The 25,871-nt window shown below is 51.9% G+C and carries 27 protein-coding genes, 6 tRNA genes, 1 other RNA gene and 1 pseudogene; 28 read left to right on the top strand and 7 right to left on the bottom strand.

Going from position 1 to position 25,871, the window contains the following annotated elements; genetic code table 11:
- Positions 1-240 precede the first annotated feature (240 nt).
- From leuC to QMD53_02620, 6 genes are read left to right on the top strand one after another with little or no spacing between them, the layout of a single operon-like run.
- Entirely contained in the window at positions 241-1,503 is a 1,263-nt protein-coding gene (gene leuC, locus QMD53_02645) for a 3-isopropylmalate dehydratase large subunit (protein MDI6799556.1), read from the top strand.
- 24 nt (positions 1,504-1,527) lie between these two features.
- Positions 1,528-2,028 (top strand): 3-isopropylmalate dehydratase small subunit, encoded by a 501-nt coding sequence (leuD, locus tag QMD53_02640; protein MDI6799555.1) that lies wholly within the window; start codon positions 1,528-1,530, stop codon positions 2,026-2,028.
- Position 2,029: 1 nt separating this feature from the next.
- A complete protein-coding gene (locus QMD53_02635; protein ID MDI6799554.1) occupies positions 2,030-3,097 on the top strand; it encodes a 3-isopropylmalate dehydrogenase in 1,068 nt (355 codons plus the stop codon).
- Positions 3,098-3,133: 36 nt separating this feature from the next.
- Positions 3,134-4,048, top strand: a complete 915-nt coding sequence (locus QMD53_02630; protein ID MDI6799553.1) for a branched-chain amino acid transaminase — start codon at positions 3,134-3,136, stop codon at positions 4,046-4,048.
- Between the two features lie 31 nt (positions 4,049-4,079).
- The gene (gene cimA / locus QMD53_02625; protein ID MDI6799552.1) at positions 4,080-5,657 is read left to right on the top strand and encodes a citramalate synthase; all 1,578 of its coding nucleotides are present in this window, start codon (positions 4,080-4,082) and stop codon (positions 5,655-5,657) included.
- Between the two features lie 60 nt (positions 5,658-5,717).
- Complete coding sequence (locus QMD53_02620; protein MDI6799551.1) at positions 5,718-6,470, top strand: fumarylacetoacetate hydrolase family protein; 753 nt, start codon at positions 5,718-5,720, stop codon at positions 6,468-6,470.
- A 240-nt stretch (positions 6,471-6,710) separates the two neighbouring features.
- Here the strand turns inward: QMD53_02620 and QMD53_02615 are convergent, their stop codons facing one another.
- The 7 genes and pseudogenes from QMD53_02615 to QMD53_02585 all read right to left on the bottom strand — a co-directional run bounded on the left by QMD53_02615 (position 6,711) and on the right by QMD53_02585 (position 11,465).
- Positions 6,711-7,112, bottom strand: coding sequence for a hypothetical protein (locus QMD53_02615; GenBank protein ID MDI6799550.1), 402 nt, complete (start codon positions 7,110-7,112; stop codon positions 6,711-6,713).
- Between the two features lie 95 nt (positions 7,113-7,207).
- Positions 7,208-7,573: a hypothetical protein gene (locus QMD53_02610; GenBank protein MDI6799549.1), complete on the bottom strand. Its 366-nt coding sequence runs from the start codon at positions 7,571-7,573 to the stop codon at positions 7,208-7,210.
- 476 nt (positions 7,574-8,049) lie between these two features.
- Positions 8,050-9,315 (bottom strand): DNA polymerase IV, encoded by a 1,266-nt coding sequence (dinB, locus tag QMD53_02605; GenBank protein ID MDI6799548.1) that lies wholly within the window; start codon positions 9,313-9,315, stop codon positions 8,050-8,052.
- Positions 9,251-9,520: a hypothetical protein gene (locus QMD53_02600; GenBank protein MDI6799547.1), complete on the bottom strand. Its 270-nt coding sequence runs from the start codon at positions 9,518-9,520 to the stop codon at positions 9,251-9,253. The genes dinB and QMD53_02600 overlap by 65 nt, the downstream gene beginning before the upstream one ends.
- A 139-nt stretch (positions 9,521-9,659) precedes the next feature.
- Complete coding sequence (locus tag QMD53_02595) at positions 9,660-10,364, bottom strand: ABC transporter ATP-binding protein (GenBank protein ID MDI6799546.1); 705 nt, start codon at positions 10,362-10,364, stop codon at positions 9,660-9,662.
- Positions 10,357-10,539 (bottom strand): annotated as a pseudogene (locus QMD53_02590) (ABC transporter ATP-binding protein). Before QMD53_02590 ends, QMD53_02595 begins: the two are co-directional and overlap by 8 nt.
- On the bottom strand, positions 10,539-11,465 hold the full coding sequence (locus tag QMD53_02585) for a branched-chain amino acid ABC transporter substrate-binding protein (GenBank protein MDI6799545.1): 927 nt from the start codon (positions 11,463-11,465) through the stop codon (positions 10,539-10,541). The pseudogene QMD53_02590 and the gene QMD53_02585 overlap by 1 nt, the downstream one beginning before the upstream one ends.
- Before the next feature lie 167 nt (positions 11,466-11,632).
- Here QMD53_02585 and smpB point away from each other — a divergent pair, with 167 nt between their 5' ends.
- The 22 genes from smpB (at position 11,633) to QMD53_02475 (ending at position 25,859) form a co-directional block, all read left to right on the top strand.
- Positions 11,633-12,121 carry an SsrA-binding protein SmpB gene (gene smpB, locus QMD53_02580; protein MDI6799544.1) on the top strand — a complete coding sequence of 163 codons (489 nt, stop codon included), beginning with the start codon at positions 11,633-11,635 and terminating at the stop codon, positions 12,119-12,121.
- Positions 12,122-12,158: 37 nt separating this feature from the next.
- Positions 12,159-12,504, top strand: a transfer-messenger RNA (tmRNA) gene (ssrA, locus tag QMD53_02575).
- Between the two features lie 102 nt (positions 12,505-12,606).
- Entirely contained in the window at positions 12,607-13,443 is an 837-nt protein-coding gene (gene murI, locus QMD53_02570) for a glutamate racemase (GenBank protein ID MDI6799543.1), read from the top strand.
- 11 nt (positions 13,444-13,454) lie between these two features.
- A complete protein-coding gene (locus QMD53_02565; GenBank protein ID MDI6799542.1) occupies positions 13,455-13,982 on the top strand; it encodes a QueT transporter family protein in 528 nt (175 codons plus the stop codon).
- Entirely contained in the window at positions 13,983-14,729 is a 747-nt protein-coding gene (locus QMD53_02560; protein MDI6799541.1) for an MBL fold metallo-hydrolase, read from the top strand.
- Positions 14,730-14,762: 33 nt separating this feature from the next.
- Positions 14,763-15,524 carry a ribonuclease PH gene (rph, locus tag QMD53_02555; GenBank protein ID MDI6799540.1) on the top strand — a complete coding sequence of 254 codons (762 nt, stop codon included), beginning with the start codon at positions 14,763-14,765 and terminating at the stop codon, positions 15,522-15,524.
- A 1-nt stretch (position 15,525) separates the two neighbouring features.
- Positions 15,526-16,119, top strand: a complete 594-nt coding sequence (locus QMD53_02550) for an XTP/dITP diphosphatase (GenBank protein ID MDI6799539.1) — start codon at positions 15,526-15,528, stop codon at positions 16,117-16,119.
- A gap of 254 nt (positions 16,120-16,373) precedes the next feature.
- A tRNA-Pro gene (locus tag QMD53_02545) sits at positions 16,374-16,452 on the top strand.
- 41 nt (positions 16,453-16,493) lie between these two features.
- Positions 16,494-16,570 (top strand) — tRNA-His (locus QMD53_02540).
- 12 nt (positions 16,571-16,582) lie between these two features.
- Positions 16,583-16,657, top strand: a tRNA-Gly gene (locus tag QMD53_02535).
- 75 nt (positions 16,658-16,732) lie between these two features.
- A tRNA-Arg gene (locus QMD53_02530) sits at positions 16,733-16,809 on the top strand.
- 36 nt (positions 16,810-16,845) lie between these two features.
- Positions 16,846-16,921, top strand: a tRNA-Lys gene (locus QMD53_02525).
- 28 nt (positions 16,922-16,949) lie between these two features.
- Positions 16,950-17,033: transfer RNA gene (locus QMD53_02520), tRNA-Leu, on the top strand.
- A gap of 30 nt (positions 17,034-17,063) precedes the next feature.
- The gene (gene tig, locus QMD53_02515) at positions 17,064-18,389 is read left to right on the top strand and encodes a trigger factor (GenBank protein MDI6799538.1); all 1,326 of its coding nucleotides are present in this window, start codon (positions 17,064-17,066) and stop codon (positions 18,387-18,389) included.
- Positions 18,386-18,973: an ATP-dependent Clp endopeptidase proteolytic subunit ClpP gene (gene clpP / locus QMD53_02510; protein ID MDI6799537.1), complete on the top strand. Its 588-nt coding sequence runs from the start codon at positions 18,386-18,388 to the stop codon at positions 18,971-18,973. Before tig ends, clpP begins: the two co-directional genes overlap by 4 nt.
- A gap of 10 nt (positions 18,974-18,983) precedes the next feature.
- Positions 18,984-20,258, top strand: coding sequence for an ATP-dependent Clp protease ATP-binding subunit ClpX (clpX, locus tag QMD53_02505; protein MDI6799536.1), 1,275 nt, complete (start codon positions 18,984-18,986; stop codon positions 20,256-20,258).
- 145 nt (positions 20,259-20,403) lie between these two features.
- Entirely contained in the window at positions 20,404-21,153 is a 750-nt protein-coding gene (locus tag QMD53_02500; GenBank protein MDI6799535.1) for a YebC/PmpR family DNA-binding transcriptional regulator, read from the top strand.
- 40 nt (positions 21,154-21,193) lie between these two features.
- Positions 21,194-21,679 (top strand): crossover junction endodeoxyribonuclease RuvC, encoded by a 486-nt coding sequence (ruvC, locus tag QMD53_02495; GenBank protein MDI6799534.1) that lies wholly within the window; start codon positions 21,194-21,196, stop codon positions 21,677-21,679.
- Between the two features lie 20 nt (positions 21,680-21,699).
- Positions 21,700-22,311 carry a Holliday junction branch migration protein RuvA gene (ruvA, locus tag QMD53_02490; protein MDI6799533.1) on the top strand — a complete coding sequence of 204 codons (612 nt, stop codon included), beginning with the start codon at positions 21,700-21,702 and terminating at the stop codon, positions 22,309-22,311.
- A 56-nt stretch (positions 22,312-22,367) separates the two neighbouring features.
- On the top strand, positions 22,368-23,372 hold the full coding sequence (ruvB, locus tag QMD53_02485) for a Holliday junction branch migration DNA helicase RuvB (protein MDI6799532.1): 1,005 nt from the start codon (positions 22,368-22,370) through the stop codon (positions 23,370-23,372).
- A gap of 44 nt (positions 23,373-23,416) precedes the next feature.
- Positions 23,417-25,276 (top strand): glucosyl-3-phosphoglycerate synthase, encoded by a 1,860-nt coding sequence (locus tag QMD53_02480; GenBank protein MDI6799531.1) that lies wholly within the window; start codon positions 23,417-23,419, stop codon positions 25,274-25,276.
- Positions 25,248-25,859, top strand: a complete 612-nt coding sequence (locus tag QMD53_02475; protein MDI6799530.1) for a papain-like cysteine protease family protein — start codon at positions 25,248-25,250, stop codon at positions 25,857-25,859. Before QMD53_02480 ends, QMD53_02475 begins: the two co-directional genes overlap by 29 nt.
- Positions 25,860-25,871 lie beyond the last annotated feature (12 nt).

Raw genomic sequence — 25,871 nt, 5'->3', positions numbered from 1 at the left:
TTAAGCGTAGTCGAAGTGGCCGCCTTTAGGCGGCCACTTCGATCAATTTATCGCTACAGATTTTTATTGGGAGGCGCGGTGATCGACCCTTTCTCTTTGCGGTCCCAAGCTTAACTCTTTCCACTCTTTTAGGTGGAAATCCAGCTTTTGGTTTGTTAGAATTAGAAAACCGTTTTTCCAGTAAGAAGCCGTTTTGTTTCACCCAAAAAATCATTCATCAAACGGGAGAGGGAATAGTATATGGGCATGACCATAACCGAGAAGATACTGGCTTTTCATGCGGGCAAAGATAGCGTGAAACCGGGGGAGCTGATCGATGTCTCGCTGGATCTGGTCCTAAGCAACGATGTGACCGCGCCCATCGCCATAAAAGAGTTTGAAAAGATCGGGGTGGATCGGGTATTCGACAAGGATAAGGTAGCCCTGGTTCCCGACCACTATACCCCCAACAAGGACATCAAATCGGCCGAGCAGGCCAAAATCATGCGGGGTTTCGCTAGAGCCCAGAAGATAACCAATTATTTTGAGATCGGCCGGATGGGCGTTGAGCATGCTCTCTTGCCCGAGCTCGGTCTGGTCTTGCCGGGAGACGCGATCATCGGGGCCGACTCTCATACCTGCACCTACGGGGCGCTTGGGGCCTTTTCGACCGGAGTTGGCAGCACAGACGTTGCCGCCGCTATGGCTACGGGCAAGGTCTGGCTAAAGGTTCCTCCAACCATGAAGTTCATCTTCGACGGCGAGCTTGGCCAGTGGGTGGGGGGCAAGGATCTCATCCTCTACCTAATAGGAAAGATAGGTGTCGATGGAGCCCTCTATAAGGCGATGGAATTTAGCGGCAGCGCCATATGCAACCTCTCGATGGACGGCCGCTTTGCCATGGCCAATATGGCCATCGAGGCTGGCGGAAAGAACGGCATAATCGCCCCCGACGATATCACCTTAAGTTACGTGAAAGAGCGGGCCGAGCGGGATTACAAGGTCTATGAGAGCGATGATGACGCCGAGTATGAAGAGGTCTTTAAATTCGACGCTTCAAGCATCGAGCCCCAGGTGGCCTTTCCGCATCTTCCCTCCAATACCCGCGGCATAAGTGAGGTAGGAGAGGTCAAAATAGACCAGGTCGTTATCGGCTCTTGCACCAACGGCCGGATCGAGGATATGGCCGAAGCGGCCAAGGTCTTGAAGGGCAACAAGGTCCACAGAGACGTTCGCTTGATCGTCATCCCGGCCACCCAGGCCATCTACCGCCAGGCGATGGCCGAGGGACTCTTCGATATCTTTTTGGATAGCGAGGCGGCCGTCTCCACTCCGACTTGCGGGCCGTGTCTCGGCGGGCATATGGGGATCCTGGCCAAAGGGGAGCGGGCCGTCGCTACCACCAACCGTAATTTTGTCGGGCGCATGGGTCATCCCGAGAGTGAGGTCTATCTCTCCAATCCGTCCGTTGCGGCCGCTTCGGCCATCATGGGCAGGATAGCGTCCCCAAGTGAGGTAGCTTAAGTTAAATTCAAAGGAGTTGGGTAAGTGATATATCAAGGCCACGCTCATAAATATGGACGAGATATCGATACCGACGTCATCATACCGGCCAGATATTTGAATACTTCCGACCCGATCGAACTCGGCAAGCACGCCATGGAGGACTTAGACGGCGAGTTTGTTAATAAGGTTAAGGCGGGAGATATTTTGGCCGCTGAGGAGAATTTTGGCTGCGGCTCCTCCCGCGAGCATGCCCCAATCGCCATCAAGGCGGCCGGAGTCTCAGTTGTGCTGGCCAAATCGTTTGCCCGCATCTTCTATCGCAACGCCATCAACATGGGACTTCCGATATTGGAGTCGGCCGAAGCGGTCGATGCGATCGAGACTGGGGATGAGGTCAAGGTCGATACCGATACTGGCGAGATAACCAATCTTACCAAGGGCCTCACCTTCAAGGCGGCTCCCTTCCCGCCATTTATCCAAGATATCATCACGAGCGGCGGGCTGATAAACTACACCAAAAAAACGCTTAAGGCGAGGAGATAATATGGCTGGTAAATCTTATAAGCTGGGAGTAATGGGCGGAGACGGGACCGGCCCCGAAGTCATAGCCGAAGGTCTGAAGGTTTTGGAGGCGGCGGCGGCCAAATTCGGTTTCAAATATGAGCTTACCCATTTCGATTTTGGCGGGGAGCGTTACCTTAAGACCGGCGAGGTTCTGCCCGACTCGGCTATCGATGATTTCAAGAAGGTTGATGCCATCTTTCTTGGCGCCATCGGTCATCCTGACGTCAAGCCGGGCATCCTGGAGAAGGGAATTCTGCTTCGCACCCGCTTTGAACTCGATCAATATATAAACTTGCGTCCGGTCAAACTCTATCCGGGAGTCCATACCCCGATAAAGGATAAGGGGCCGGAGGATATAGATTTTGTGGTCGTCCGCGAAAATACCGAAGGTATCTACACTGGAGCTGGCGGTTTCTTAAAGAGGGGGACTCCAGATGAAGTGGCCACGCAGCTCAGCGTCAACACCAGAAAGGGCGTCGAGCGGGCCATCCGCTACGCTTTTGAATATTGCAAGAAGAGGAATAAGGAGAAGAACCTGACCCTCTGCGGTAAGACAAACGTCTTAACCTATGCTTTCGATCTTTGGCAGCGGGCCTTCGATGAGGTCGGGGCGGAGTATCCCGACATCAGCTGCGATTACGCCCATGTCGATGCCATCTGTATGTGGTTCGTCAAGAATCCCGAGTGGTTTGACGTCATTGTGACCGACAACATGTTCGGCGATATCATCACCGATCTTGGGGCGATGATCCAGGGCGGTATGGGGGTTGCGGCCGGCGGCAACATCAACCCGGAAGGGGTCTCGATGTTTGAGCCGATTGGCGGAAGCGCCCCTAAATATACCGGTCAAAATGTGATCAATCCGCTTGCGGCCATCGCGGCGGCTCAGATGATGCTCGATTTTTTGGGTGAAGATGCGGCGGCCTTGGCCATTGAAGCGGGTATAGTCGAAGTTACCAGCAAGAAGCTGAAGAGTCTTTCGGCCGGGCAGATGGGTTACTCCACATCAGAGGTTGGGGATATGGTAGCCAAGGTCGTGGCCGGTTAAACTGAAGCGAACAGAATAAGGAAGGGATGGTTTAAGATGCCGATACCAGAGGTTGAAAAGATATGGATGAACGGAAAGCTCGTCGATTGGAAGGATGCCAAGGTCCACGTGCTCACCCACGCCCTCCATTACGGTTCGGGCGTCTTTGAGGGGATCAGGGCCTACGAGACCCCGAAGGGAGCGGCCGTCTTTCGCCTGACCGAGCACATCGAGCGCCTCTTCCGCTCGGCCAAAATATACCGGATGGAGATACCGTATTCAGTCGAAGAGCTGGTCAAAGCGGTTAAAGACATCATCAGGGTCAATAAATTAAAGAGCTGCTACATACGGCCCATAGCCTTTCGCGGCTATGGAGAGATGGGGCTCTATCCAATGAAGGCACCGGTCGATGTCTCCATCGCCGTCTGGCCTTGGGGAACTTACCTTGGCGAAGACGGGCTAAAGCACGGCGTCAAGACGTGCATCTCTTCCTTCGAGCGCCCCTCGCCAAATGCCCTGCCCTCGGCGGCTAAGGCAACTGGCCAGTACATAAATTCGATTCTAGCAAAGCTGGAAGCGGTCGATAACGGCCACGCCGAGGCGATAATGCTCGATCACCGCGGCTTTATCTCGGAGGGGCCGGGCGAAAACATCTTCGTCGTCAGAGATGAGGTCATCACCACTCCGCCGACTTCGACGAGCGTCCTGGAGGGGATAACCAGAGATTCGGTGATGCAGATAGCCTGGGATATGGAGTATCCGGTCGTCGAGGCCGACCTGGTTCGCTCCGACCTATACCTGGCCGATGAGGCCTTTTTCACCGGAACCGCGGCCGAGCTCGTGCCCATCCGAGAGGTTGATGGGCGGGTGATTGGCGAGCCCGGCCCCATAACCAAGAAACTTCAAGATAAGTTCTTCTCGATCTTGCGCGGAGAGGACGAGGAGTATATGGACTGGCTGGAACTGGTCTAAGCAAGGCCCTCTAAAAGGGAAAAGGTGTTTAATTGTGGTTAAATCAAAGATAAAGATATACGATACTACCTTAAGGGATGGGGCTCAGAGGGAAGGTCTCTCGCTCTCGGTCGACGACAAGCTCAAGATCACAGCCAAACTGGATGAGCTCGGTGTCGACTATATTGAAGGGGGCTGGCCGGGGGCCAATCCTAAAGACATAGAATATTTCAAGCGGGTCAAAGAGCTGGATTTAAAACATGCCACGGTCGTCGCCTTCGGCAGCACTAGGCGCAAAGGGGTCACGGCTTCAGAGGATAACAACGTTCAAGCCCTGATCAAAGCGGGCACTAAAGCCGTCTGTATAGTCGGCAAGAGTTGGGATGTCCATGTAACCCATGTCCTTGTTACTACCCTTGAAGACAATATTAAGATGATCTCAGATACCATAGCCTACTTTAAGAAGAAGGGCCTAGAAGTCTTCTTCGACGCCGAACACTTCTTTGACGGCTATAAGAATAATCCCGCCTATGCCCTCTCGACCATCAAGGCGGCTGAAGCTGCTGGAGCCGACTCCGTGGTCCTCTGCGACAGCAATGGAGGCTCCATACCGATCCAGGTGGCCGAGGTGGTTGCGGCTGTAAAGAAGGAGATATCGATTCCGATCGGTATCCACGCTCACAACGATTCCGATTGCGCCGTGGCCAATAGTCTGGCTGCCGCCAGCGAGGGGGCGGCCCAGGTTCAGGGGACGATGAATGGCTTCGGAGAGCGCTGCGGCAATGCCAACCTGGTCTCGATAATACCGAATCTCATCCTCAAGATGGACGTGGAATGCATACCCAAAGAGAGGCTCTCCATGCTGACCGAGGTCTCTCACCATGTCAATGAGATAGCCAACGTGGTGGCCGATCCCCACCAACCGTACGTCGGCGAGAGCGCCTTTGCCCACAAAGGAGGTATCCACATCAGCGCGACCAGCCGCCAGAAGGGGGCCTACGAGCATATCGACCCAAGTCTGGTCGGTAACCTGCAGCGGGTACTCGTCTCCGATCAAGCCGGAGCGGCGGCCATCATCCATAAGGCCAAGGAATTTGGGATGGATCTCTCCAGCAAGCCCGACCAGGCCCTGGCCATCTTGAAAAAACTGAAAAAACTAGAGCACATCGGCTATCACTTCGAGGCGGCTGACGGCTCCTTTGAGATACTTCTTCGCAAGAATACCGGATCTTACCGGCCTCTATTTAAGCTGGAGGACTACAAGGTCACCGTGAGCCGCTCCGGAAAGAGCAGACCCAAGACGGAGGCGGTCGTCAAAATCATGGTGGAGAATCAACGCCTGGTCGAATTTGCCGAGGGCAACGGCCCGGTTAACGCGCTTGATAACGCCCTGCGCAAGGCGATAGCCCGCATTTTTCCGGCTCTGGCCGAGATATCTCTGACAGACTATAAGGTCAGGATAATAAATGCCAGAAAGGGGACGGCGGCGGTCGTGCGCGTTCTCATCGAATCGACCGACGGCGAGAATAGCTGGGGAACGGTTGGCGTTCACGAGAACATGATCGAGGCCAGTTGGGAAGCCCTGGTAGATAGCATCGAGCATGGGCTGGCCAGAAGGAAGAAGTCTTAAGAATCTAGGTAGTTATGGCTCAATCCTCCACAGCAAAGCCACTCATGGCGGGGTGATCTCTTGAAGATAATTCGCTTCTCATTCGGCTCTAAAGTCCATTACGGTGCTCTCGAGGGCGAGGTCGTCAAAGCGGCCTTCGGCAGCCCATTTGAAGATTTTGGTTTAACCGGCGATGAATTTCTCATTGGCGATGTTATGTTGCTCCCTCCAACTCTCCCAAGCAAGGTTGTGGCCGTGGGCCTCAACTATATCGATCACGCCAAAGAGCTCAATATGGAGGCGGCAGATGAGCCGGTCATCTTCATAAAGCCGGCTACCTCGGTCATCGGCCCGGGTGAAGATATCATCTACCCCAAGATGTCTGGAGAGGTCGACTATGAGGCCGAGCTTGCCATCGTCATCAAGGACAAGATAAAAGACGTCTCCCAAGATGAGGCTCCGCTTCACATACTCGGCTTTACTTGCGCAAACGATGTAACGGCCAGAGACCTTCAAAGGAAGGATGGCCAGTGGACGCGGGCCAAGAGCTTCGACACCTTCTGCCCGCTCGGCCCCCATATCGAGACCGAGCTTGACGTGAGCGATCTTAAGATAGAACTCCTATTAAACGGTGAAATAAAGCAGTCTTCCAGCACTAAGAATATGATATTTGACCCCTATTTTTTGGTCTCCTTCGTCTCTCAAATAATGACCCTCTATCCCGGCGATCTAATAATCACCGGCACCCCGCCCGGCGTCGGCCCGATGAATAAGGGCGATACGGTGGAGGTTAAGATAGAGGGGATAGGGAGTTTGAGGAATAGGTTGGTTTAAACCGAACCCGTCTTGTCCTCTTCGTTGTCTCATTCAGGGAATGGGAGAAAAATCTTCGCCTTTAAGGCGAAGATTTTAGTATGCTTGCGGTATAGAGCACTACCACGGAAATGTCAGTAAAAGGTGAACCTGTACAATTTGGGGCAGGTCATTATATGGAAACAGTAACGTTCGCGTGATGCTATAAAAAACGATGCCCGGTGTACACCGGGCATCAGAACAGTAGATCGAGCTAGAATGTTACTTTATTAGCTTGGCATTTCCGGTATTATGCTCGCAAAAGAAAACACCTATCTGTGTAACCCCATCTACCTCGTATACGGGAATAATATCTGGCTTACCCTTTTTAGCCTTCTGTTGCGCGATCGCCGCAGCCGGTGAACTGGGCTCTGGACCCTCTAAGTCAGCTCGGTACGCATATCCCACTTTGCCGTTCGTGGCCTCAACTTTAATCAAATCGGGCTCATCTTCGGGCGATACGGCATCTAGTCCCGAGCCGTAGGTCACGCCAAGGTTGTTTTTAGGCCATGCGGTGCCCTTGCTCTCAGAACGCGTTATCAGATTGGTGTTCACAACGACCATGAACGAAACCATCGCCGTGATCGCTAGAACCCCGATAAATAGTACGTGCTTCTTCTTCATGTAACCCGCCTCCATTTTAATAGGTCTGACGCGGACTCGTAAAAGTCGCATGATTGTGATACCCGCTGCCTGTCCACGATTTGCTGACCCCATAGCTATAAGTAGCTACCTCTCACGTTGTAGAACGGCGTATAGACAAAATAGCCTACGCAAGGCGAGCCGGTGTAATTATAACCTTCCTGCTTTTTAAGAACACCCGCGTCAGTGTACAACCGGGCGAGGGCGCCGAACCAACCGGTTGGTCGAGTCGTAGAGGGCCATGAACCAATGTAAGTGGCGGCCGCAGCGCCACCGGGTGAGACAGTCGTGATTTCCGCCTTGTTTCGATAACCATAACTTCCGCAAGTGAAGTTCGAATAGCTACTGCTGGCAGTTCCCGCTAGTGCCGACACGACAATGGTGAATATCATCAGCACCGAAAGAGCAGAGGCAACAGTAGCCTTATACAAAATCTGTTTCATTGCTTCATCCTCCCTATGATAGGATCAGGTCCTGAAACGCAATGTTTGTTGTTTCTCTCAAATCAAAACAAGCACTCGCTTCACTTTCAAAAGAAGCCCTTCCCATATCATTACACCTCAAGTTTCCCAAAGTAACCAGATCTTCTTCTGTTATAAACCAATTTGGCTTCAGTAAGCATTATCTGTTAAACTAAATCTGCTACCCTTAGTATAGTTTTAAGTTTTCGGGCTTTCGCTATTCTGGGGTAGCTTTTTCTTTTTCCCGCCAAGACGGGCTTTGAGTTCTCATTTTCACCTCCTCCCTCATTTGATTTCTCACTAAACGTCCTTGGCTCTCTTTAATCACTAAAGAGAGAGCTCGTTCCGACTATTATTTATCGTTATTAATACATTATTACTCTCTCTCTCTTGTCAAGAGGTTTGGGAGAATTTTTCAAAGATTTTTTCTATTCTCAACTTGCCTCATAAGGCTATTCTCAAATCCTATGATCCAGGTGATCCCCGATATCCAGAGTCCTTCCATAAAAGAGGCTCTCGCTTCCGAACTTATCTCGAATCTCATCCATTACCTCATAGATAAGAGTCCGCTCGTCTAAAGAATCGAATAGAGAGGGTTGGAAGTGGCCGCTCTTTGTGATCTCTGAGGCACAGACTCCAAGAAGGCGAATCGGCAAACGGGCGGGTAAGAAAGCTTGAAGAAGGATGGCCGCCTCGCTAAAGATGACCTTAGTGCTTGAGGTGGGGTGGCGTGCGCGCTTCTGTTTTTGGACGAAACTTAAATCGCTGAAGCGAACCACCAAAGATAGGGTCTTTGCCTTTAACCCTTTTTCTCTAAGGCTTACGGCAACTTCGTCGGTGAGCCTTAAGAGCACCCCTTTGAGCACGGCCAAATCTCTGCTATTTTTGGAGAAGGTTATCGAGCGGGAGATTGATTTGGGCGCATTCTCCGCTTCGGCTGGCAAGACCGGCCCATCATCTAGCCCCCAGGCGGCGCTGTGAAAGTAGTCTCCGATGATGCCAAAGCGCTTTCTTAAGAGGGAGGGCGAGCTTTTGGCCAGCTCCTCTATACTTCTTATACCCATAAGATTCAACTTGATCTTATTCTTTCTTCCAACGCCCGGTATCTCCTCAACCATTAAACCCCAGAGGCGCTCCTTGATCTCATTCGCTTCGACCTTCACCAGACCGTCCGGCTTTTGAAGGTCGCTTGCCATCTTGGCGACCAGCTTGTTTGGGCCGATCCCAACCGAACAGGTGATGCCGATCTCGGAGGAGACGTCGGCCTTTATCATTCCTCCCACCTTCAAAGCGCCCCCAAAGAGGTGCATCGATCTTGTGATGTCTAGGAAGGCTTCGTCGATTGAGTAGGGCTCGACTAGATCGGTATATCTTTCGAAGATTTTCAGAAATTGCTTGGAGAGGGTGGAGTATTTGTGATGGTCGCCGCCGATCATAATGGCGTCCGGTACCAGTTTTAAAGCTTCAAATGAGGGCATGCCGGCCTTAACCCCAAAGGCTTTTGCCTCATAGCTCGCCGCAGCCACCACCGAGCGGACCCCTTTGGCCTTGCCGTAAGGATCAGAGAGGACCAGAACCGGCTTGCCCTTAAGGTGAGGCCTGTGGCTCTGCTCGACCGAGGCGAAGTAGGAGTTCATATCGACGTGAAGGACTATCCGGCTAGCAGGCTGTTTCCAGCTTTTCGAGACGCCAAATATAGGTTTTGGGGTTGAAAGAGAGCTCAAAGTAGTCCCCGCTTTCGATTATCAGACTCAAGTGCAAGATATTGGTGCTTCCAATCGAACTCATCCAACGTCCAGTCACCTTCTCGACGCGCAAAGAGCGTCCCCGCCAACCAATTTTGCGGGGGCTGACCAGGCCGTTTTTGAATATGGCGGCTACGTCTACGGGCTCACTGATATCCAACATGATAAGGATAATATAGAACATATGTTCGATTACTGCAAGCTCTTTAAGATATTTAAAAAAAGCCCAAGGGGGGCAATCAATTCGGTTTGGACTTAGAGAGGATTCTTAAAGACGGTCTGATTTCCGAGTGAAGCGGGGCTTTGATGGGATCTGAGTCAACCTAAACCTCCCCGAGATAAGCCTTTCTTATCTCGTCGCTCTTTAGGAGCTCTTTCGCCTCGCCGGATATGACTATTTTTCCGGTTTGAAGGACGTAGCCTCGATCAGCGATCGATAGGGCGGCGTGGGCGTTCTGTTCGACCATAAATATGGTGACGCCTTGCTTATTTATATTCTTGATAATCTCGAAGGACTGATCGACCAGAGCCGGAGAGAGGCCCATCGACGGCTCATCCATGACGATGAGCTTGGGACGGGCGCTCATGGCCCGGCCCAAGGCGACCATCTGTTGCTCTCCGCCCGAAAGGGTTCCTGCAAGCTGACTGAGGCGCTCCTTGATTCTCGGAAAGAGAGTATATACTTTCTCCAGATCGTCATTTATCTCGCCGTCAACTCTAACATAGGCGCCCATCTCAAGGTTTTCCAGAACGGTCAAGCGGGGGAAGAGGCGCCTATTCTCTGGCACGGGGGTGATGCCGAGCTTTATCCGCTCGGTGGTGGCCAGATCGTTAATGAACTTATCCTCGAAGAAGACCTTACCCTTAGTAGGCCTGACTATCCCCAAAATCGTCTTCATGGTGGTCGACTTGCCGGAAGCGTTTCCTCCGAGCAGACAGACGATCTCACCCTTCTTTACCTCTATGTTGATGCGTTTGAGTATCTCTATCCGCCCGTAATGGGTCTGGACGTTTTCCAACTTAAGCAAGTTTTGCTCCCTTTTTTCCAAGGTAGGCCTCAATCACGTAGGGGTTCTTGGCCACCTCTTCGGGTCGGCCTTCGGCTATCTTTTCGCCGTGGTCCATGGCCACCACCCGATCTGATGCCCCCATGACCACCTTCATGTCGTGCTCTATGAGGAGGATGGTGTTGCCCATATCCCTTAAGGACCGGGATCCTTGGTCGTTGCCGCCTTGAAGGCCTCTTTGAACTTTTCATAACCGGGCATCTCGTCTTGAGAAAGAGAACCGAAAGTCGCCATGATTCCTTCTGCGTTGGCGGCTCCACCAGCCTCGGTGAAGATCTCTTCGCTCTTGATGCCGTCGCCTCCCATGAAGGCGACAGTGATCATACCGGCCTCAACCATTTGCTTCTTCAAGAGACTAGCCTCGCGGTGATAACCTGTGAAGATGACCAAATCAGCAGCAAAGTTCTTGATGTTATTGATTTGAGCCGCAAAGTCAGTATCACCCTCTTGGCATTGTTCACGGTGGGTCTCGATGCCCTCAGCTTTCAAGGTCTTCTCGACCTCATTGCCGAGTCCGACGGCATAGTCTCCCTTGTCATCCATGACGACGACCTTCTTGTAACCCATCTCAGCCACCCACTCGCCGATGGCTTGACCTTGGAGGTCATCTCGGAGGCAAGTTCTAAAGAAGTTAGTGTTCTCACCTTCGGTCAAATCTGGATTTGTAGCTGAGCCGGAGATCATGGGGATGCTCACTTTGGCGTAGATCGGCATGGAAGCATTGGTGTTACCGCTTGTAAGACAGCCTATAACTCCAACTGCACCCTCATCGATCGCCCGCTGGGCAACCACAGCCGCCTCGGCCCCCTCGCCCTTATCATCGTAGGTTACGACCTTGATCGCATACTCGGTCCCTCCCACGGTGACGGTCGGCATGTCCTTGTTGGCCAGCTTTATCGCCTCGTTGGCCGCGTAACCATAGTCGGCTAGTCCTCCCGTAAGGCTGGTGTGAACGGCTATAATGATTTCGTTACCGCTCACCCTTTGGGTGGCTCCGGCGCATCCCGACAAAACAAGCATGGTGACCAAGAGGATCGCCACAAAATATCTCGTTTTATTCAAATGTCTTCCCTCCCTTCTCTTTAGGCTGTTTCCCTTAAAACAGGTATACAATTAATTAAATTCTGTCTTTGTTTAAGAAGTCTTTTTTGCGGCGAGATTTTTTGCGACGCCGCCAAAGAGGCGTGGTTATGATATAATTTTCGGCTAAAGCCCCAAATTGCAGAGGGATGAATTTGAGCGAGCATAAGATAGTTGCCACCAATAAAAAAGCATATCACGACTATTTTATAGACGACACCTATGAGGCTGGCATCGTTTTAACCGGAAACGAAGTAAAATCGGTCCGCATGGGCAGGGTTAATCTTAAAGATAGTTTCGCGCGCCTAAAGGGGAATGAAGTCTTTCTCCACAACATGCACATCAGTCCCTATAATTTCGGCCGCTCCGAGGAACAGGACGCCACCAGGCCGAGAAAGCTCCTCTTGAAGAGGTATGAAATAGATAGGCTGGCCGGAAAGCTCAAAGAGAAGGGGCTCGCTCTCGTTCCCCTCAAGGTTTACTTTTCCCACAATCTTGTTAAAATAGAGTTGGGACTCGCAAGGGGCAAGAAGCTCTATGATAAAAGGGCTGTCATTGCCGAAAGGACTTCAAAGCGTGAGTTGGAGAGAGCTCTTAAAGAGAGAAGCAAGGGGACCAGAGCGAAAAAGTCCAACTAGCGCGCACGGCCGGCCAACTTGGTTGGCGAGATCATTTGGGGGTGAATGGATTCGACTGAAGTGACGGGATGAGGGAAGCGAGCCGAGGTTTTGGTTCCTCGTTAAACCGCCAAAGCGTTTAAACCAAACGCCGATAATAACTACGCACTGGCTGCTTAAATAGCAACCACGTCCTTTAAGAAAAGCTCACGGTCTTAAATGGACGTCGCAAGTGAGCTACTTTTAAGCCGACTCCCGTAGGCTTAAGGGGAAATTTACGGGATAACTCCAAAGGATCTTTGCCGACCGGGGCCTTTGGAGCGAAAAATTAGATCGGATACGCTCGTAGAAGGCTTGACCTGAGTTGCTCTAGGACCGGAGTTCGATTCTCCGCACCTCCACCAATATTTAAAGCCTTGCTCACCCGTGGTAAGGCTTTAGTTTTTGAAAATCAAGAAGCCGCAAATCATCCGCTCCCATTTAATTTCCCTTAAATTCCATCTATAATGTATCAGTCATTTTTCAAGGATTCGAGGCGCAATTTGAATGAGAAACCGATAGGCATCTTCGACTCGGGCGTCGGTGGGCTGACCGTGGTCGGCGAAGTCTTAAGGCAGCTTGAAGGCGAAAGCCTGATATATTTTGGCGATACGGCCCGTTTCCCCTATGGCCTGCGTCCGGCCGAGGAGCTGAAGAGATTCGTCTTTCAGATAGCCGATTTTTTGCAGGGTCAGGGCGTCAAGATGATCGTCATCGCCTGCAATAGCGCCTCGGCGGCGGCCCTAGAAGAGGCCCAGAGGCACTTTTCCATTCCGATAATCGGGGTGGTCGAACCGGGGGCCAGGGCCGCCGCCCAAGCGACCGTGAGCCGCAAAATCGGAGTCATCGGGACTCAGGCGACCATCTCGAGCGGTGCTTATCGGAGGGCGGTCCACGCCTTCGATATGGGAGCGGAAATTTTCGATCAAGTAACCCCCGAATTGGCCGACTTCGTTGAAGAGGGCAAGCTGAGCGGAGAAGAGGTCGAGATAAAATTGAAGGGTTATTTAAAACCACTATTAGACGGAGGGATAGATACCCTCATTTTGGGCTGTACCCATTACCCTCTTCTCGGTAAGACCATAGAGAAGGTGGCGGGGAACGGCATAAGCCTCATAAACTCGGCCAAAGAGACGGCCATGGAGATAGGGGAGATATTGCAGAGGAAGGGTTTTATTAATTCCGGCAGCAATCTGAAAAGATGCAGGTTCATATCGAGCGGCGATTCAGATAAGTTTTTGAGGCTCGGCAGCCGCTTTCTGGGTGGAGAAATAGGGACGGTAGAACAGACAATACTAGGATGAGGTGGAATATGATGACTAAATATCGAGATATCAAGATAAATTTCATAACCAGAGCGGCCCTGATAGCCGCCCTCTACGCTGGCTTAACGGTCGCTTTTGCCCCCATAAGCTATGGGCAGGTCCAACTCAGGATATCGGAGGCCCTGACCGCTTTAGCCTTTTTTGAGCCGGCGGTGGTACCCGGTCTATTCATCGGCTGCATGATAGCCAACATATACGGAGGTCTGGGTCCTTGGGATATCTTCTTCGGTTCCTTTCTCACCCTCGCTGCGGCCATCATGACATGGCGCATAGGCGCGCACTTTTTGAAGAGACCGACTAAAGGCCACCCCCACATCGGAGCACTTTTGGGCCTTACGCCGCCCGTATTATTCAACGCCTTCGGAGTTGCCCTGATCCTGAAGATGGTCCTTGGCCTGCCTTACTGGTTGAGCGTCGTATACGTCGGTCTTGGTGAGGCGGTCTCCGTCTACGGCCTCGGCTATCCACTTCTGCTCTTTCTCCTTAAGCGGGGAGGCGTTCCAAAGGACGGGTCTTAAGTGAAGCTGACTATCCTTGGAGCCTCGGCCGCCTACCCCGGCGTCGGCCAGGCTTGCAGTGGTTATCTGCTTGAAGATGGAGAGACAAGGCTTCTGATAGATATCGGGACGGGATCATTGAGCAACCTGTTGAGGTGGATCGATCCCTCTGATCTCGATGCCTTGATAATAACCCATCTCCATCCCGATCACTTTCTTGATATCTATCCCTTAAGATATCATTATCAATTCGACGCCTCTAGGCCGGATTTCAGACTGAAAACCTTCGCTCCAACCGGGGCTTTTGAGCTGATCGGATCGATACTGCCCGAAGGTGCCGGGGCAGAGATGTCCCGTATCTTTGATTTCAATGATATAGTTGATGGCATGAGCCTGGGCATCTCCACTCTCAAGCTGAAATTCGACAGGACCCGGCACTCCATAGAGACTTTTGCCGTTACTGTCAGCGGAGATAAGAGATTCGTCTATACGGCCGACACCGGGTATTTCGAGGGGATGGTAAGGATTGCGGCCGGCGCAGACCTTCTGCTCTCAGAGGCTACATTACAACAAGCTCATTTGGGCATGACCGAAGATCATCTTGCGGCCGAGGAGGCGGCTCACCTTGCCAAGGAGGCGGGCGCAAAGAGGCTGATTTTGACCCACATCTGGCCGACTTACGACAAGGCGGTCTCACTTGCTGAGGCCAAAGGGATCGGTTTTAAAGGGGTCGAGTCGGCCGAAGAAGGCCAGATATTTCAGTTTTAGAGTCTAAAATCAGTTCTATTCGATGGAGGGAAGATGTCTTTTAGGGTTGACGGCAGGGCTTACGACGAGCTTAGAAAGATCGCTATTCATAGGAACTATATCGCTCACGCCGAAGGCTCGGTCTTAATTGAGCTCGGAGGCACCAGGGTCATCTGCACGGCCACCGTAGAGGAGGGCAAGGTACCGCCATTCCTTCGGGGGAGCGGCCAGGGCTGGGTCACGGCCGAATACTCGATGCTTCCCAGATCTACAACCATAAGAAGTAGCCGCGAATCGTCGCTTGGCCGGGTGGGGGGAAGGACCCATGAGATACAACGCCTGATCGGACGGTCTCTTCGTTCGGTTATCGATCTGAAAAAGCTTGGCGAGTTGACCATTTGGATAGATGCAGATGTCATCCAAGCCGACGGCGGTACCAGGACGGCCGCAATAACCGGCTCCTTCGTAGCTCTGTTTGATGCCGTGAAATACCTTTATGATCAGGATAAGTTCGACTCATTTCCGATCGGGGCCGGGGTGGCCGCAACCAGCGTCGGTATAGTGGGAGGAAGGCCCCATCTTGATCTCTCCTTCGTGGAGGACTCGGCGGCCGAGGTCGACATGAATGTTGTCATGACGACGGCCATGGAGTTTATCGAGGTGCAGGGAACGGCCGAGTCTAAGCCCTTCAACAGGGCAGAGTTCGATGAGCTCTTGAACCTGGCCGAGGTCGGCCTCCTGGAGCTGATCGAAGCTCAAAAGGCATTGATCGGAGAAGATTTCGAGAGGTTCATTCCGTTTTCCGGGACGGGGTAGGATGAAGATCATAATAGCCAGCAAGAACGACGGAAAGATAAGGGAGATCGTCGAGATACTGGGCTTAAAACCGTCTCAAGTCTTGACCTACAAGGACTTTTCTGACTGGCCTGATATCGAAGAGACAGGGGCCACCTTTGAAGAGAATGCGAGAATAAAGGCTCAGGCCTTGACGGAGTGCCATGATATGGCCGCCTTGGCCGACGACTCCGGTCTTCAGGTCGATCATTTGGGCGGCAAGCCCGGGGTCTTATCGGCAAGATACGCCGGAGTTCAAGGTGACGATAACGCCAACGTTGCAAAGCTGCTCAAGGAGATGGAGGGCGTGCCGGAAGACGGAAGATCGGCTAGATTCGTCTGCTTGGCCGTCCTTACGCTTCCAGGCGGCAAGAACTATTCTACCTGCGGCGACTGCAAAGGAGCGATCGCAACCGAACCAAGGGGCCTTAAAGGCTTTGGTTACGACCCGGTCTTCGTCCCGGATGGCTATAATAAAACCATGGCTGAACTTGAACCAGAATTCAAAAATGAGCTTAGTCATCGAGGCAAGGCTTTTCGGCAGATGAAGGAGATAATAGAGGTCCTAAGAGATTGATTTGAGCCCCCATGAGGCTACAGACGATTTTTAGGGCAAGATGTTGCACAAAAGCGATACTCAACTCTTTAAGGTTGACGCGATCCCTTAATCGATTTGCACGCCACGAAACGGGCCTCGCTCATTTGACTGCTTAAGATATTTTTCTTATACTACTACTGGTCTTTTGCAAGGTATGCCCCGCAAATATTGCGGGGCAAAAATATTCTTTGAAAACCTTATCATTTGTTTTGAGCGATCTTTTATAGATCACGCGGGGTGTAGCGCAGCTTGGTTTAGCGCGCCTGCTTTGGGAGCAGGAGGCCGGGGGTTCGAATCCCTCCACCCCGACCAGGAATAAACCTGGCCAGATTTCAGAGATTGACTCTTAGATGGTGGCTGTAGCTCAGTTGGTTAGAGCGTTGGACTGTGGCTCCAAAGGCCGGGGGTTCGAGTCCCCTCAGCCACCCCATCATCTTTTTAAGCGGGAGTAACTCAGTGGTAGAGTCACAGCCTTCCAAGCTGTTGGTCGCGGGTTCGAGTCCCGTCTCCCGCTCCAACATCGCCGAAGCGATGGGTGAGTGCTGAAAGCGCTTGGTTGGGTAAATTTCAACCAGCAAAAGTTTGACCAGATGCGCCTGTAGCTCAGCTGGATAGAGCATCGGACTTCTAATCCGCAGGTCGGGGGTTCGAATCCCTCCAGGCGCGCCAGAGTTTTAGCTAAAGATGATCCATGCATATAAATGCGGGCCGTTAGCTTAGTTGGTAGAGCAGGGGACTCTTAATCCCAAGGTCACAGGTTCGAATCCTGTACGGCCCACCACTTATCTTTATCACCGTCGATCAGATTTGCGGGTGTGGTGGAATGGCAGACACGCATGCCTTAGGAGCATGTGCCGCAAGGCGTGGAGGTTCAACTCCTCTCACCCGCACCATCATCATAAAAACCGTTTGGAGACGAATCCTTGAAGGTAGAAGTAGAGCGCGGCGAAAAGAATAAGGTCATCTTGAAGGTGGAGGTCCCCAAGGAGGATGTGGCAAAGGGGATGGTGGCCGCTTATGCCAAGATATCCAAGAAGGTCAATGTCCCCGGTTTTCGCAAAGGAAAGGTTCCCAAAAAGGTCATAGACTCCCATTTTGGAGAGGGATTGGTCATCGATGAGATGATCAAAGAGGTCGTTCCGGGCTCCTACGAACGGGCTGTGGCCGAATCGAATGTGGAGCCGATAGATCTTCCCAAGATCGACGTCAAGGAAGCCGGGGCAGATCATCTGGTCTATCAGGCTGAAGTCGAGGTCAAACCCGAAGTGATCCTTGGCGACTACAAGAAGATATCGGTCAAGAAGGCTGAAGTTAAGGTGACCGACGACGAGGTCAAGGCCCAGATTGAGTCGGCTAGAAACCGGAAGGCAACCTTGAGCGTAGCCGATGATAGGCTGGTAAGAGAGGGCGATTTTGTCATGATCGACTTCGAGGGTCTTTTGGACGGCAAAGAGTTTGAGGGTGGCTCAGGGATCGACTCAATGATCGAGATCGGAGGCCAGATGCTCCTTCCCGGATTTGACAAGAACCTGATCGGAGCCGGCGTCGGAGACGAATTGAGCTTTTCCATAGACGCAACGGCCGATTTCGATGCTGTCGAGATTGCGGGCAAAAAAGTAGATTTCAAGGTAATCGTCAAGGAGATAAAGGTCAAAAACCTTCCCGAGCCAAACGACGAATTTGCCGATATGGCGGCCGGCTGCAAAGATATGGCCGAGTATAAGGCCGATATCAAAAAGAAGTTGACCGATATCAAGGCAGCCAAAGCTGAGGAGGACTTTCATAGGGAGATACTGATTAAACTAGCCGAAGAGTCAAAGGTTGATATACCCGCTATAATGGTTGATAGGAGGGTAGATGATATGGTGAGTCAATTTATGGTCGGCATGAAGTCCCGTGGTGTCGGGAGCGACGAGTATTTCAAGGCTACAGGGTCAAGTCCCGATATTCTCAAGGAGTCTTTCAAAGAGAGGGCGGCCGGGACCGTAAAGGAGTCACTCGTTCTTGAGGCGCTGGCCAAAAAAGAGAAGATAGAAGTCTCTTTCGAAGAGGTCGACAAGGAGATTGGTGAGCTGGCCGACGGGATAGGCGAGGAGAAGGAAGACCTCAAGAAGACATTGCAAGAGAGGGGCGTCATATCAGATATCGAGGACGATTTATTGATGAGAAAGGCGATGGAACGCCTGGTCGAAATGGTTAAAGCCAAGGCGGATAAGAAGGACAATAAAGAGGAGGAAACGGGTAAATGAGTCTGATACCGATAGTAATAGAGCAGACCAATCGAGGCGAGAGATCATTTGATATATACTCCCGTCTCTTAAACGAGAGGATAGTCTTTTTGGGCAGTGAGATAGATGACAATGTGGCCAACGTGATCATCGCCCAGCTCCTTCATCTCGAGTCTGATGATCCCGAGAAGGACATCCAGCTCTATATCAATAGCCCAGGCGGGCTGATAACCGACACCTTGGCCATCTATGACACGATGCAGTACATAAAACCGGACGTTTCGACCCACTGCATCGGTCAGGCGGCAAGCGGCGCAGCCGTTCTACTTCTTTCGGGAGCGGTTGGCAAGAGGTTCGCTCTGCCAAATTCGCGAGTGCTTCTACATCAACCGCACGGCGGGGCCAGTGGCCAGGCTGTTGATATAGACATCCAAGCTAAAGAAATACTTAGGATGCGTCGATTACTCGATGAGATAATAGCCAAGCATACTGGCCAAAGCATAGAGAAGATATCCTCAGACACCGATCGCGATTACATAATGACTGCCGAGGAGGCCAAGAATTACGGCGTGGTCGATGAGGTAGTTGCTGAGAGGAAAAAATAGGGAGCTTTAAATGGCAAAATTCTCAGATACCCCTCCTGAACATCTGAAATGCTCTTTTTGCGGCAAAGGCCAGAGGCAGGTCAAAAAACTGATAGCCGGTCCCGGCGTCTATATCTGCGATGAGTGTATCGATCTCTGCAACGACATCATCGATGAAGAGTTGGAGCCCGAGACCGAATTCAGCGTGGACGAGCTGCCCAAGCCCAAGGAGATCTTTAGTATCTTGGGCGATTATGTGGTCGGTCAGGAATCGGCCAAAAAGACCCTATCGGTTGCCGTCTACAACCACTACAAGCGGGCCAAGATGGGCAAGGTCAAAGAGGATGATATCGAGCTCCAGAAGAGCAACATCTTAATCATCGGGCCAACCGGTTGCGGAAAAACACTGCTCGCCCAGACTCTGGCCAAGATATTAAACGTTCCCTTCGCCATCGCCGACGCCACCGCTTTGACCGAGGCCGGCTACGTCGGTGAGGATGTTGAGAACATACTGCTCAAGTTGATACAGGCGGCCGATTTCGACGTCAAGAAGGCCGAGACCGGCATCGTCTACATTGATGAGATCGACAAAATAGCCAGGAAATCGGAGAATCCCTCGATCACCCGGGACGTCTCCGGCGAGGGCGTTCAGCAGGCACTTCTCAAGATACTCGAGGGGACGGTGGCCAGCGTTCCGCCCCAAGGCGGCCGCAAGCATCCGCATCAGGAGTTCATTCAGATAGACACCACCAACGTCCTCTTCATTTGCGGCGGAGCCTTTAATGGTTTAGACAAGATAGTGAGCTCTCGGGTGGGTAAGAAGGGCCTCGGTTTTGGGGCCGACCTTAAACCCAAAGATGACGAGGACATCAGTCATATCTTGGAGTACGTTCTCCCCGAAGATCTGGTCAAATACGGACTCATCCCCGAGTTCGTCGGACGTCTGCCGATGATTGCGGCAGTCAATAATCTGACCAAGGATGACCTGATAAAGATACTCGTCGAGCCGAAAAATGCCCTGGTCAAGCAGTTCAAAAAGATGCTCTCATATGACGGAGTCGATCTCGTCTTCACCGAGGGGGCGCTTCTGGCCATCTCTGAGAAGGCGCTTCAGAGGGCGAGCGGAGCAAGGGGTCTTAGGGCCGTTCTGGAGAAGATTCTGCTCGGTCCCATGTACGAGGTTCCTTCGACCTCATCCATCTCCAAGTGCGTTGTCACCAAGGATACGGTGGTCAAAGAGATGGAGCCGACCTTGGTCGCCGAGGGTGAAGATCCAAATCTAGTCGATGAGGAGATAACGGCTTAAGAGAATCTCTTAAAGGCTGTCGATAAGCTCAAAATCCCCAACTTGTTTGGGGATTTTCTTTTTGGCCATCGTTTTTAAGCTTTAGCCAAACATTTAAAGATTTGTTAAGATATCCTAAAGGTTAACAAAAGGGGCAATCTGTTAGATGTCGGGACATTCCAAGTGGAGTTCGATCAAGCATAAGAAGGCTGCGGCCGACGTAAAAAAGGGCAAGATATTCAGCAAGCTCTCAAGGGCCATAACGGTTGCTGTCAAAGAGGGCGGTGGCAAGGTCGAGGGCAACTCCCCCTTGGCCTTGGCCGTGGCCAAGGCCAAGGAATACAATATGCCAGCTGTAAATATCGATAAGGCCATCAAGAAGGGGACCGGCGAACTGAGCGGCGAGTCCTATGAAACCATCGTCTATGAGGGATATGGCCCGGCCGGGGTCGCGGTCATGGCTTACGCCATGACCGATAACCGTAACCGGACGGCCGCCGACGTTAGAAACATATTCTCCAAGCACAATGGCAATCTGGGCACCACCGGCTGCGTGGCCTGGATGTTTGATCGCAAAGGGGTGGTCTCGGTCGATAAGGACGGCTCGTTGACGGAGGACTCCATACTTGCCATCGTTTTAGAGGCGGGGGCCGAGGATATTGTCGATGAAGGCGACCGTTTTGAGATAATTTCTGATCCAGCCGATCTCAAAAGCGTTCTCGAGGCGCTAGAGGCGGCCGGTATCGCAAATAATTCGGCTGGCATCAGCTGGCTGGCCAAAGAGACGGTAGAGCTGTCCAAGGACGACGCCAAGAAGGTCCTAAGGTTCATGGACGCCTTGGAGGATCACGACGACATTCAGGAAGTCTATTCTAATTTCGATATCTTAGACGAGATCATGGAGGAGCTCTCCTGATATTCGCACAGGTTCAACAATCTCTTAAGAGGTTAACCTTTTGATAATCTTAGGGATAGACCCCGGTCTTGCCACAACCGGTTATGGCGTGATCGATTGCATAGGCAACAAGATAAGTCCGATAGACTTCGGGTGCATCAGGACCGAGGCGGACTTAAGTCTGGCTCTGCGCCTAAGTGAAATCTTTCTTCAGACCGAGGAGCTGATAGAGAGGTATGCTCCAGAAGAGGTGGCCATCGAGCGCCTCTTCTTCAATTCCAACGCAAAGACCGCCTTTTCGGTCGGCCAGGCGAGAGGGGTTGTTCTTTTGGCCATGGCAAGATCGAATCTTGTCATCGCCGACTATACTCCGCTTGAGGTCAAGCAATCGGTTGTCGGTTATGGCCGGGCTGAGAAGAGACAGGTCCAAGAGATGGTCAAGACCATACTAAACTTAAGCGTTACGCCAAGGCCCGATGACGCTTCGGATGCCCTGGCGGTCGCAATATGCCATTTTCACTCAAGGAAGATGAAATCGCTTAAGTAATCCTTAAAACCCCCACATGGGTGGAGATTAAGATCGGGAGGAAGATGATCTCCTATCTGGAAGGGATCATAAAAGAGAAGTCCTTGGACAGGGTCGTCTTATTGACCGGCGGGGTCGGCTATGAGCTCTTCATATCGGGGGCCACCCATGGGGACCTAAAAGATGTCGGCGCCCAAGCCTCCCTATTTGTCCACCTTCACATCAGAGAAGACATCATGCAGCTCTTTGGCTTTTCGAGCCGGGTTGAAAAAGAGATGTTTATGAAACTCATCTCGGTGTCAAAGGTTGGGCCAAAACTTGCCCTATCCATATTGAGCAGCCTCTCTCTGGCTGATCTTACAGGGGCCATAATTTTAGGCGATATTGACCTCATCGTCAGCATTCCAGGCATCGGCAAGAAGGTGGCCGAGCGGCTGATTTTGGAGATGAAGGAGAGGGTAGAGGTGCCCGCATCTTTCATTGGAGAGAGCGGGATTTACGAAGACTCCGATTACCTGAAGGCAAAAGAGGCATTGGTTAATCTGGGCTACTCTCAGACCGAAGCATCCATTGCGCTCAAGAACGAAGTGCGCAAGGATGCTTCGGTCGAGGATATGATAAAGGCGGCGCTAAAGAGGCTTGCCAAGAGCTAGCCGCCGAGGCTTAAAAGATCCATTGAGCCGGATTGGAGAACGGTTTGGAAGATAGGATGCTGGGCGGTCACCTGACCGAAGAAGAGATAGAGTATGACAGAAGCCTGCGCCCTAAGCTTCTTAGCGAATTCATCGGCCAGGAGAGCGCAAAAAAACAGCTTAGCATCTATATTGAGGCTGCCAGAAATAGAAAAGAGGCTCTAGATCACGTCCTTCTATCGGGCCCGCCGGGACTCGGCAAGACGACCCTGGCCACCATTATCGCAAATGAGATGGGCACAAACATCAAGATAACCTCGGGCCCGGCCTTGGAGCGGGCGGGAGATCTGGCGGCCATTTTGACCAATCTTGAGCCCTTCGACGCCCTCTTCATCGATGAGATACATCGCTTAAACAGGTCGGTCGAGGAGATTCTCTACCCAGCCATGGAGGACTTCGAGCTCGATATAATCATCGGAAAGGGGCCGAGCGCAAGATCACTGCGCCTCGATATCCCACATTTCACTCTGGTCGGAGCGACGACAAGAACCGGCCTTATAACCTCACCACTACGCGACCGCTTCGGCGTCCAAGCCAGGCTTGATCACTATGCGGCCTCCGAACTGAAGGAGATAATCATCCGCTCCGCTTCCATACTCTGCATAGGGATAGATGACGGTGGGGCCGAAGAGATCGCCAAACGTTCGCGCGGAACGCCCAGGATAGCAAATAGGCTCCTAAAGAGGGTTCGTGATTACGCTCAAGTCAAATGCGACGGCACCATAGACCAGGTGGTCGCCACCGAAGCTCTCTCCTTCTTCGAGGTGGACAAGGAGGGGCTGGACAAGCTGGACCAGAAGCTGCTTCTGGTTCTGATCGAGAAGTTCAAGGGAAGGCCCGTCGGTCTGACGACTCTGGCAACCGCTCTGGGCGAAGAGCCTGGTACGATCGAGGATGTCTACGAGCCCTATCTTCTGCAACTGGGTTTTTTGATGCGTACGCCGCGTGGCCGGGTAGCCACCGAGAAAGCCTATGACCACCTGGGAATCGGATATTCAGCCAGCAACGAGTCCCTATTCTAACCCATTCTGCCCGGAGCGTACTCTTCGCCCAAGGAGGTAGTCATTTGACTAGAAAAGCAAATAGGATCCTTCTTCCCTTCACCAAATCTAGTCCGAGCGGGATCTTGATAAAGATAGCCTCCCAGATGATAGGGGGTCCGTCCAGCAAATTGATAGCCTTAGGTCTTGTGGAAGTGCCCGAAGACCTCTCCCTAAGTTATGGAGCCATCCCCGCTCGCAGATTCCGGTTTGCGATAAAGAACTTTTTCGAAATGGGCAGAAGCGAGACGGTTGAAATGAAGACCCTGGTCGGAGTGGCTCGCGTGGCCGGTCCGGAGATAATCGAGACGGCCAGAAGAGAGGATTGCAACTTAATATTTCTGGAGTGGAACGGGAGAAGGCCGAAAGCGCAAGACAGGAACCTCTCCTTGATCGATGAGGTTGCCGATGGCTACTTGGGTGACATTCTTCTCGTCAAGCCGGGCAAGACCGACCGGATGGATAGCATACTTCTCCTCATCAGGGGCGGGATTCACGCCAAACTTGTGCTGAACATAGCTAACTCTATCGCCAAAGAGCATGGGTCAAAGATTTCTCTGCTTCACGTGGCAAGCCTGGCCTTTGGCCAGGCCGAAAAGGACAAAAGAGATCTAGAGACCTATCTTAAGAAGGATTCGGCCCTAGCCAGGGATGTGGAGATCATATCAATTGCCTCCGAAGACGTGACTAAAACAACCCTTGAGTTTGCTTCCGGGTATGATGTGGTGATCATGGGGGCCACTGCCGAGGCCGAAAAGGGAGCCCTAATCGGTCCCATTTCGGAAAATATCGCAAGAAAGCTGGAGAATACCCTGATAATTGCCAGATCCTCCTCTTCCTCTAGAACCAAAATCTTCGAATCGGAAAAGGAGTCAAAAGAGGGGGCTAAGGTCAAGCCGGACATCTCCACCATCGTGGATAGATGGTTTGCTGAAAACACCTTTCATGTGAGTGAATTCGACGACATAGATGAACTTCTCGAGCTTAAAGTCAAGCAGAAGTTGACCATCAGCCTCGGTCTTCCCACTTTGAACGAGGCCGAGACGATCGGAAATATTCTCTCAATTCTAAAGGGTGAGCTCGTCGAGAAGTATCCTCTTCTCGACGAGATAGCCATCTTGGACAGCAAATCTATCGACGGGACCAGAGAGATCGCCAAAGAGCTTGGGGTGAAGATAATCACCGATGATGAGGTCCTTGCCTCTCACGGAAGCTTTCCCGGCAAGGGTGAGTCGCTCTGGAAGAGCCTCTATGCTCTAAATGGCGACATAATCGTCTGGGTCGATAGCGACATAAAGAACATGAATCCCGGTTTCGTCTACGGTCTGGTCGGCCCGCTTCTAAAATATAACAAAATCAAGTACGTCAAAGGATTTTATCACCGTCCCATCAAAGAGGGGGGTAAATATAAGGAAGCCGGCGGCGGCCGGGTGACCGAGCTCGTCGCCCGGCCCATAATCAATCTATTCTTTCCCGAGCTCTCCGGGATGGTTCAGCCCCTGTCCGGCGAATACGCTGGCCGCCGGGGGGTCTTGGAGCAGGTCGGCTTCTACTCCGGCTACGGGGTCGAGATAGGTCTTCTGATAAACATCTTAGAGAAGTTCGGCTTGCAGGCTTTCGGTCAAGTCGACCTGATAAAAAGGATCCACCGCAACCAAAACCTTGCCGCTTTGAGCAAGATGTCCTTTGGCATAATCGGGGTGGTTATCGATCATCTTGAACGGGAGAAGAGGGTCCATCTCCTTCAAGAGACCAATAAGTCGATGAAGTTGATACATCAAGATCCCAAGAATTTCTTTCTCGAGGTCAAAGAGATAGCAGACATAATGAGGCCTCCGATGATCGAGGTTGAAGAGTATGTTAAAAAGTTTAAAAAGGGCCTTTGATTCACTCAACTTGGGCTCCGGACGCAAAGAGAGAGGCGTTCTCCTTGCCGTGATCGCGCTGGCCCTGATCCTCCCCTTCATGATCCCGCTCTTTTTTAACCAGCCCACAGCGGGAAGAAGAAAGGTTTTGAGCGTCCCCAAATTCTGCCAAGCTCCCTACAGTCATCTTTGCGGTGCGACCGTCGCCTCGATGACATCGGCCTATCTTTTGGGCGACGAGATCGATAGGGATACCGAGATAGCTAAAGGGCTCTTTGGAAAGGATGATTTCGACCGGCCCCTCTTCATTGAGGATATCGTCGAGGGGATCGACCGATTGGCCGCCCATCGGGCCAAGATCAAGCGGGAACCCTTGAGCTTCAAGGCGGTAGAATACCAGATAGATTCGGGGTTTCCCATAATCGTTGTCGCCTGCCACAAGGGTCTCAATTTCTCTCACGCCGAACTCATTGTCGGCTACGATAGGGCAAAAGGGGCGGTCATCTACCATGATCCCTGGGATGGCAAGGAGTATAGCCGGAATTATCTAGATTATGTCAGCAGCGACAGGAAATACTGGCTATACTCGGCCTATTTCGGCTAGGATAGTAAAACG

Source organism: Actinomycetota bacterium, from assembly GCA_030017835.1.
Lineage (GTDB): Bacteria > Actinomycetota > Aquicultoria > UBA3085 > Oleimmundimicrobiaceae > Yes70-04.
Note: the sequence above shows the minus strand (reverse complement) of the source record. Positions and strands in the feature narration are given on the sequence as shown.

Excerpts from the sequence above, each read along its gene's own strand:
- leuC (MDI6799556.1), top strand. The coding sequence starts at position 241 with ATGGGCATGACCATAACCGAGAAGATACTGGCTTTTCATGCGGGCAAA.
- QMD53_02635 (MDI6799554.1), top strand. The coding sequence starts at position 2,030 with ATGGCTGGTAAATCTTATAAGCTGGGAGTAATGGGCGGAGACGGGACC.
- QMD53_02630 (MDI6799553.1), top strand. The coding sequence starts at position 3,134 with ATGCCGATACCAGAGGTTGAAAAGATATGGATGAACGGAAAGCTCGTC.
- QMD53_02615 (MDI6799550.1), bottom strand. The coding sequence starts at position 7,112 with ATGAAGAAGAAGCACGTACTATTTATCGGGGTTCTAGCGATCACGGCG.
- QMD53_02610 (MDI6799549.1), bottom strand. The coding sequence starts at position 7,573 with ATGAAACAGATTTTGTATAAGGCTACTGTTGCCTCTGCTCTTTCGGTG.
- QMD53_02600 (MDI6799547.1), bottom strand. The coding sequence starts at position 9,520 with ATGTTCTATATTATCCTTATCATGTTGGATATCAGTGAGCCCGTAGAC.
- smpB (MDI6799544.1), top strand. The coding sequence starts at position 11,633 with ATGAATTTGAGCGAGCATAAGATAGTTGCCACCAATAAAAAAGCATAT.
- murI (MDI6799543.1), top strand. The coding sequence starts at position 12,607 with ATGTATCAGTCATTTTTCAAGGATTCGAGGCGCAATTTGAATGAGAAA.
- QMD53_02565 (MDI6799542.1), top strand. The coding sequence starts at position 13,455 with ATGACTAAATATCGAGATATCAAGATAAATTTCATAACCAGAGCGGCC.
- rph (MDI6799540.1), top strand. The coding sequence starts at position 14,763 with ATGTCTTTTAGGGTTGACGGCAGGGCTTACGACGAGCTTAGAAAGATC.
- QMD53_02550 (MDI6799539.1), top strand. The coding sequence starts at position 15,526 with ATGAAGATCATAATAGCCAGCAAGAACGACGGAAAGATAAGGGAGATC.
- clpP (MDI6799537.1), top strand. The coding sequence starts at position 18,386 with ATGAGTCTGATACCGATAGTAATAGAGCAGACCAATCGAGGCGAGAGA.
- clpX (MDI6799536.1), top strand. The coding sequence starts at position 18,984 with ATGGCAAAATTCTCAGATACCCCTCCTGAACATCTGAAATGCTCTTTT.
- QMD53_02500 (MDI6799535.1), top strand. The coding sequence starts at position 20,404 with ATGTCGGGACATTCCAAGTGGAGTTCGATCAAGCATAAGAAGGCTGCG.
- ruvB (MDI6799532.1), top strand. The coding sequence starts at position 22,368 with ATGCTGGGCGGTCACCTGACCGAAGAAGAGATAGAGTATGACAGAAGC.
- QMD53_02475 (MDI6799530.1), top strand. The coding sequence starts at position 25,248 with ATGTTAAAAAGTTTAAAAAGGGCCTTTGATTCACTCAACTTGGGCTCC.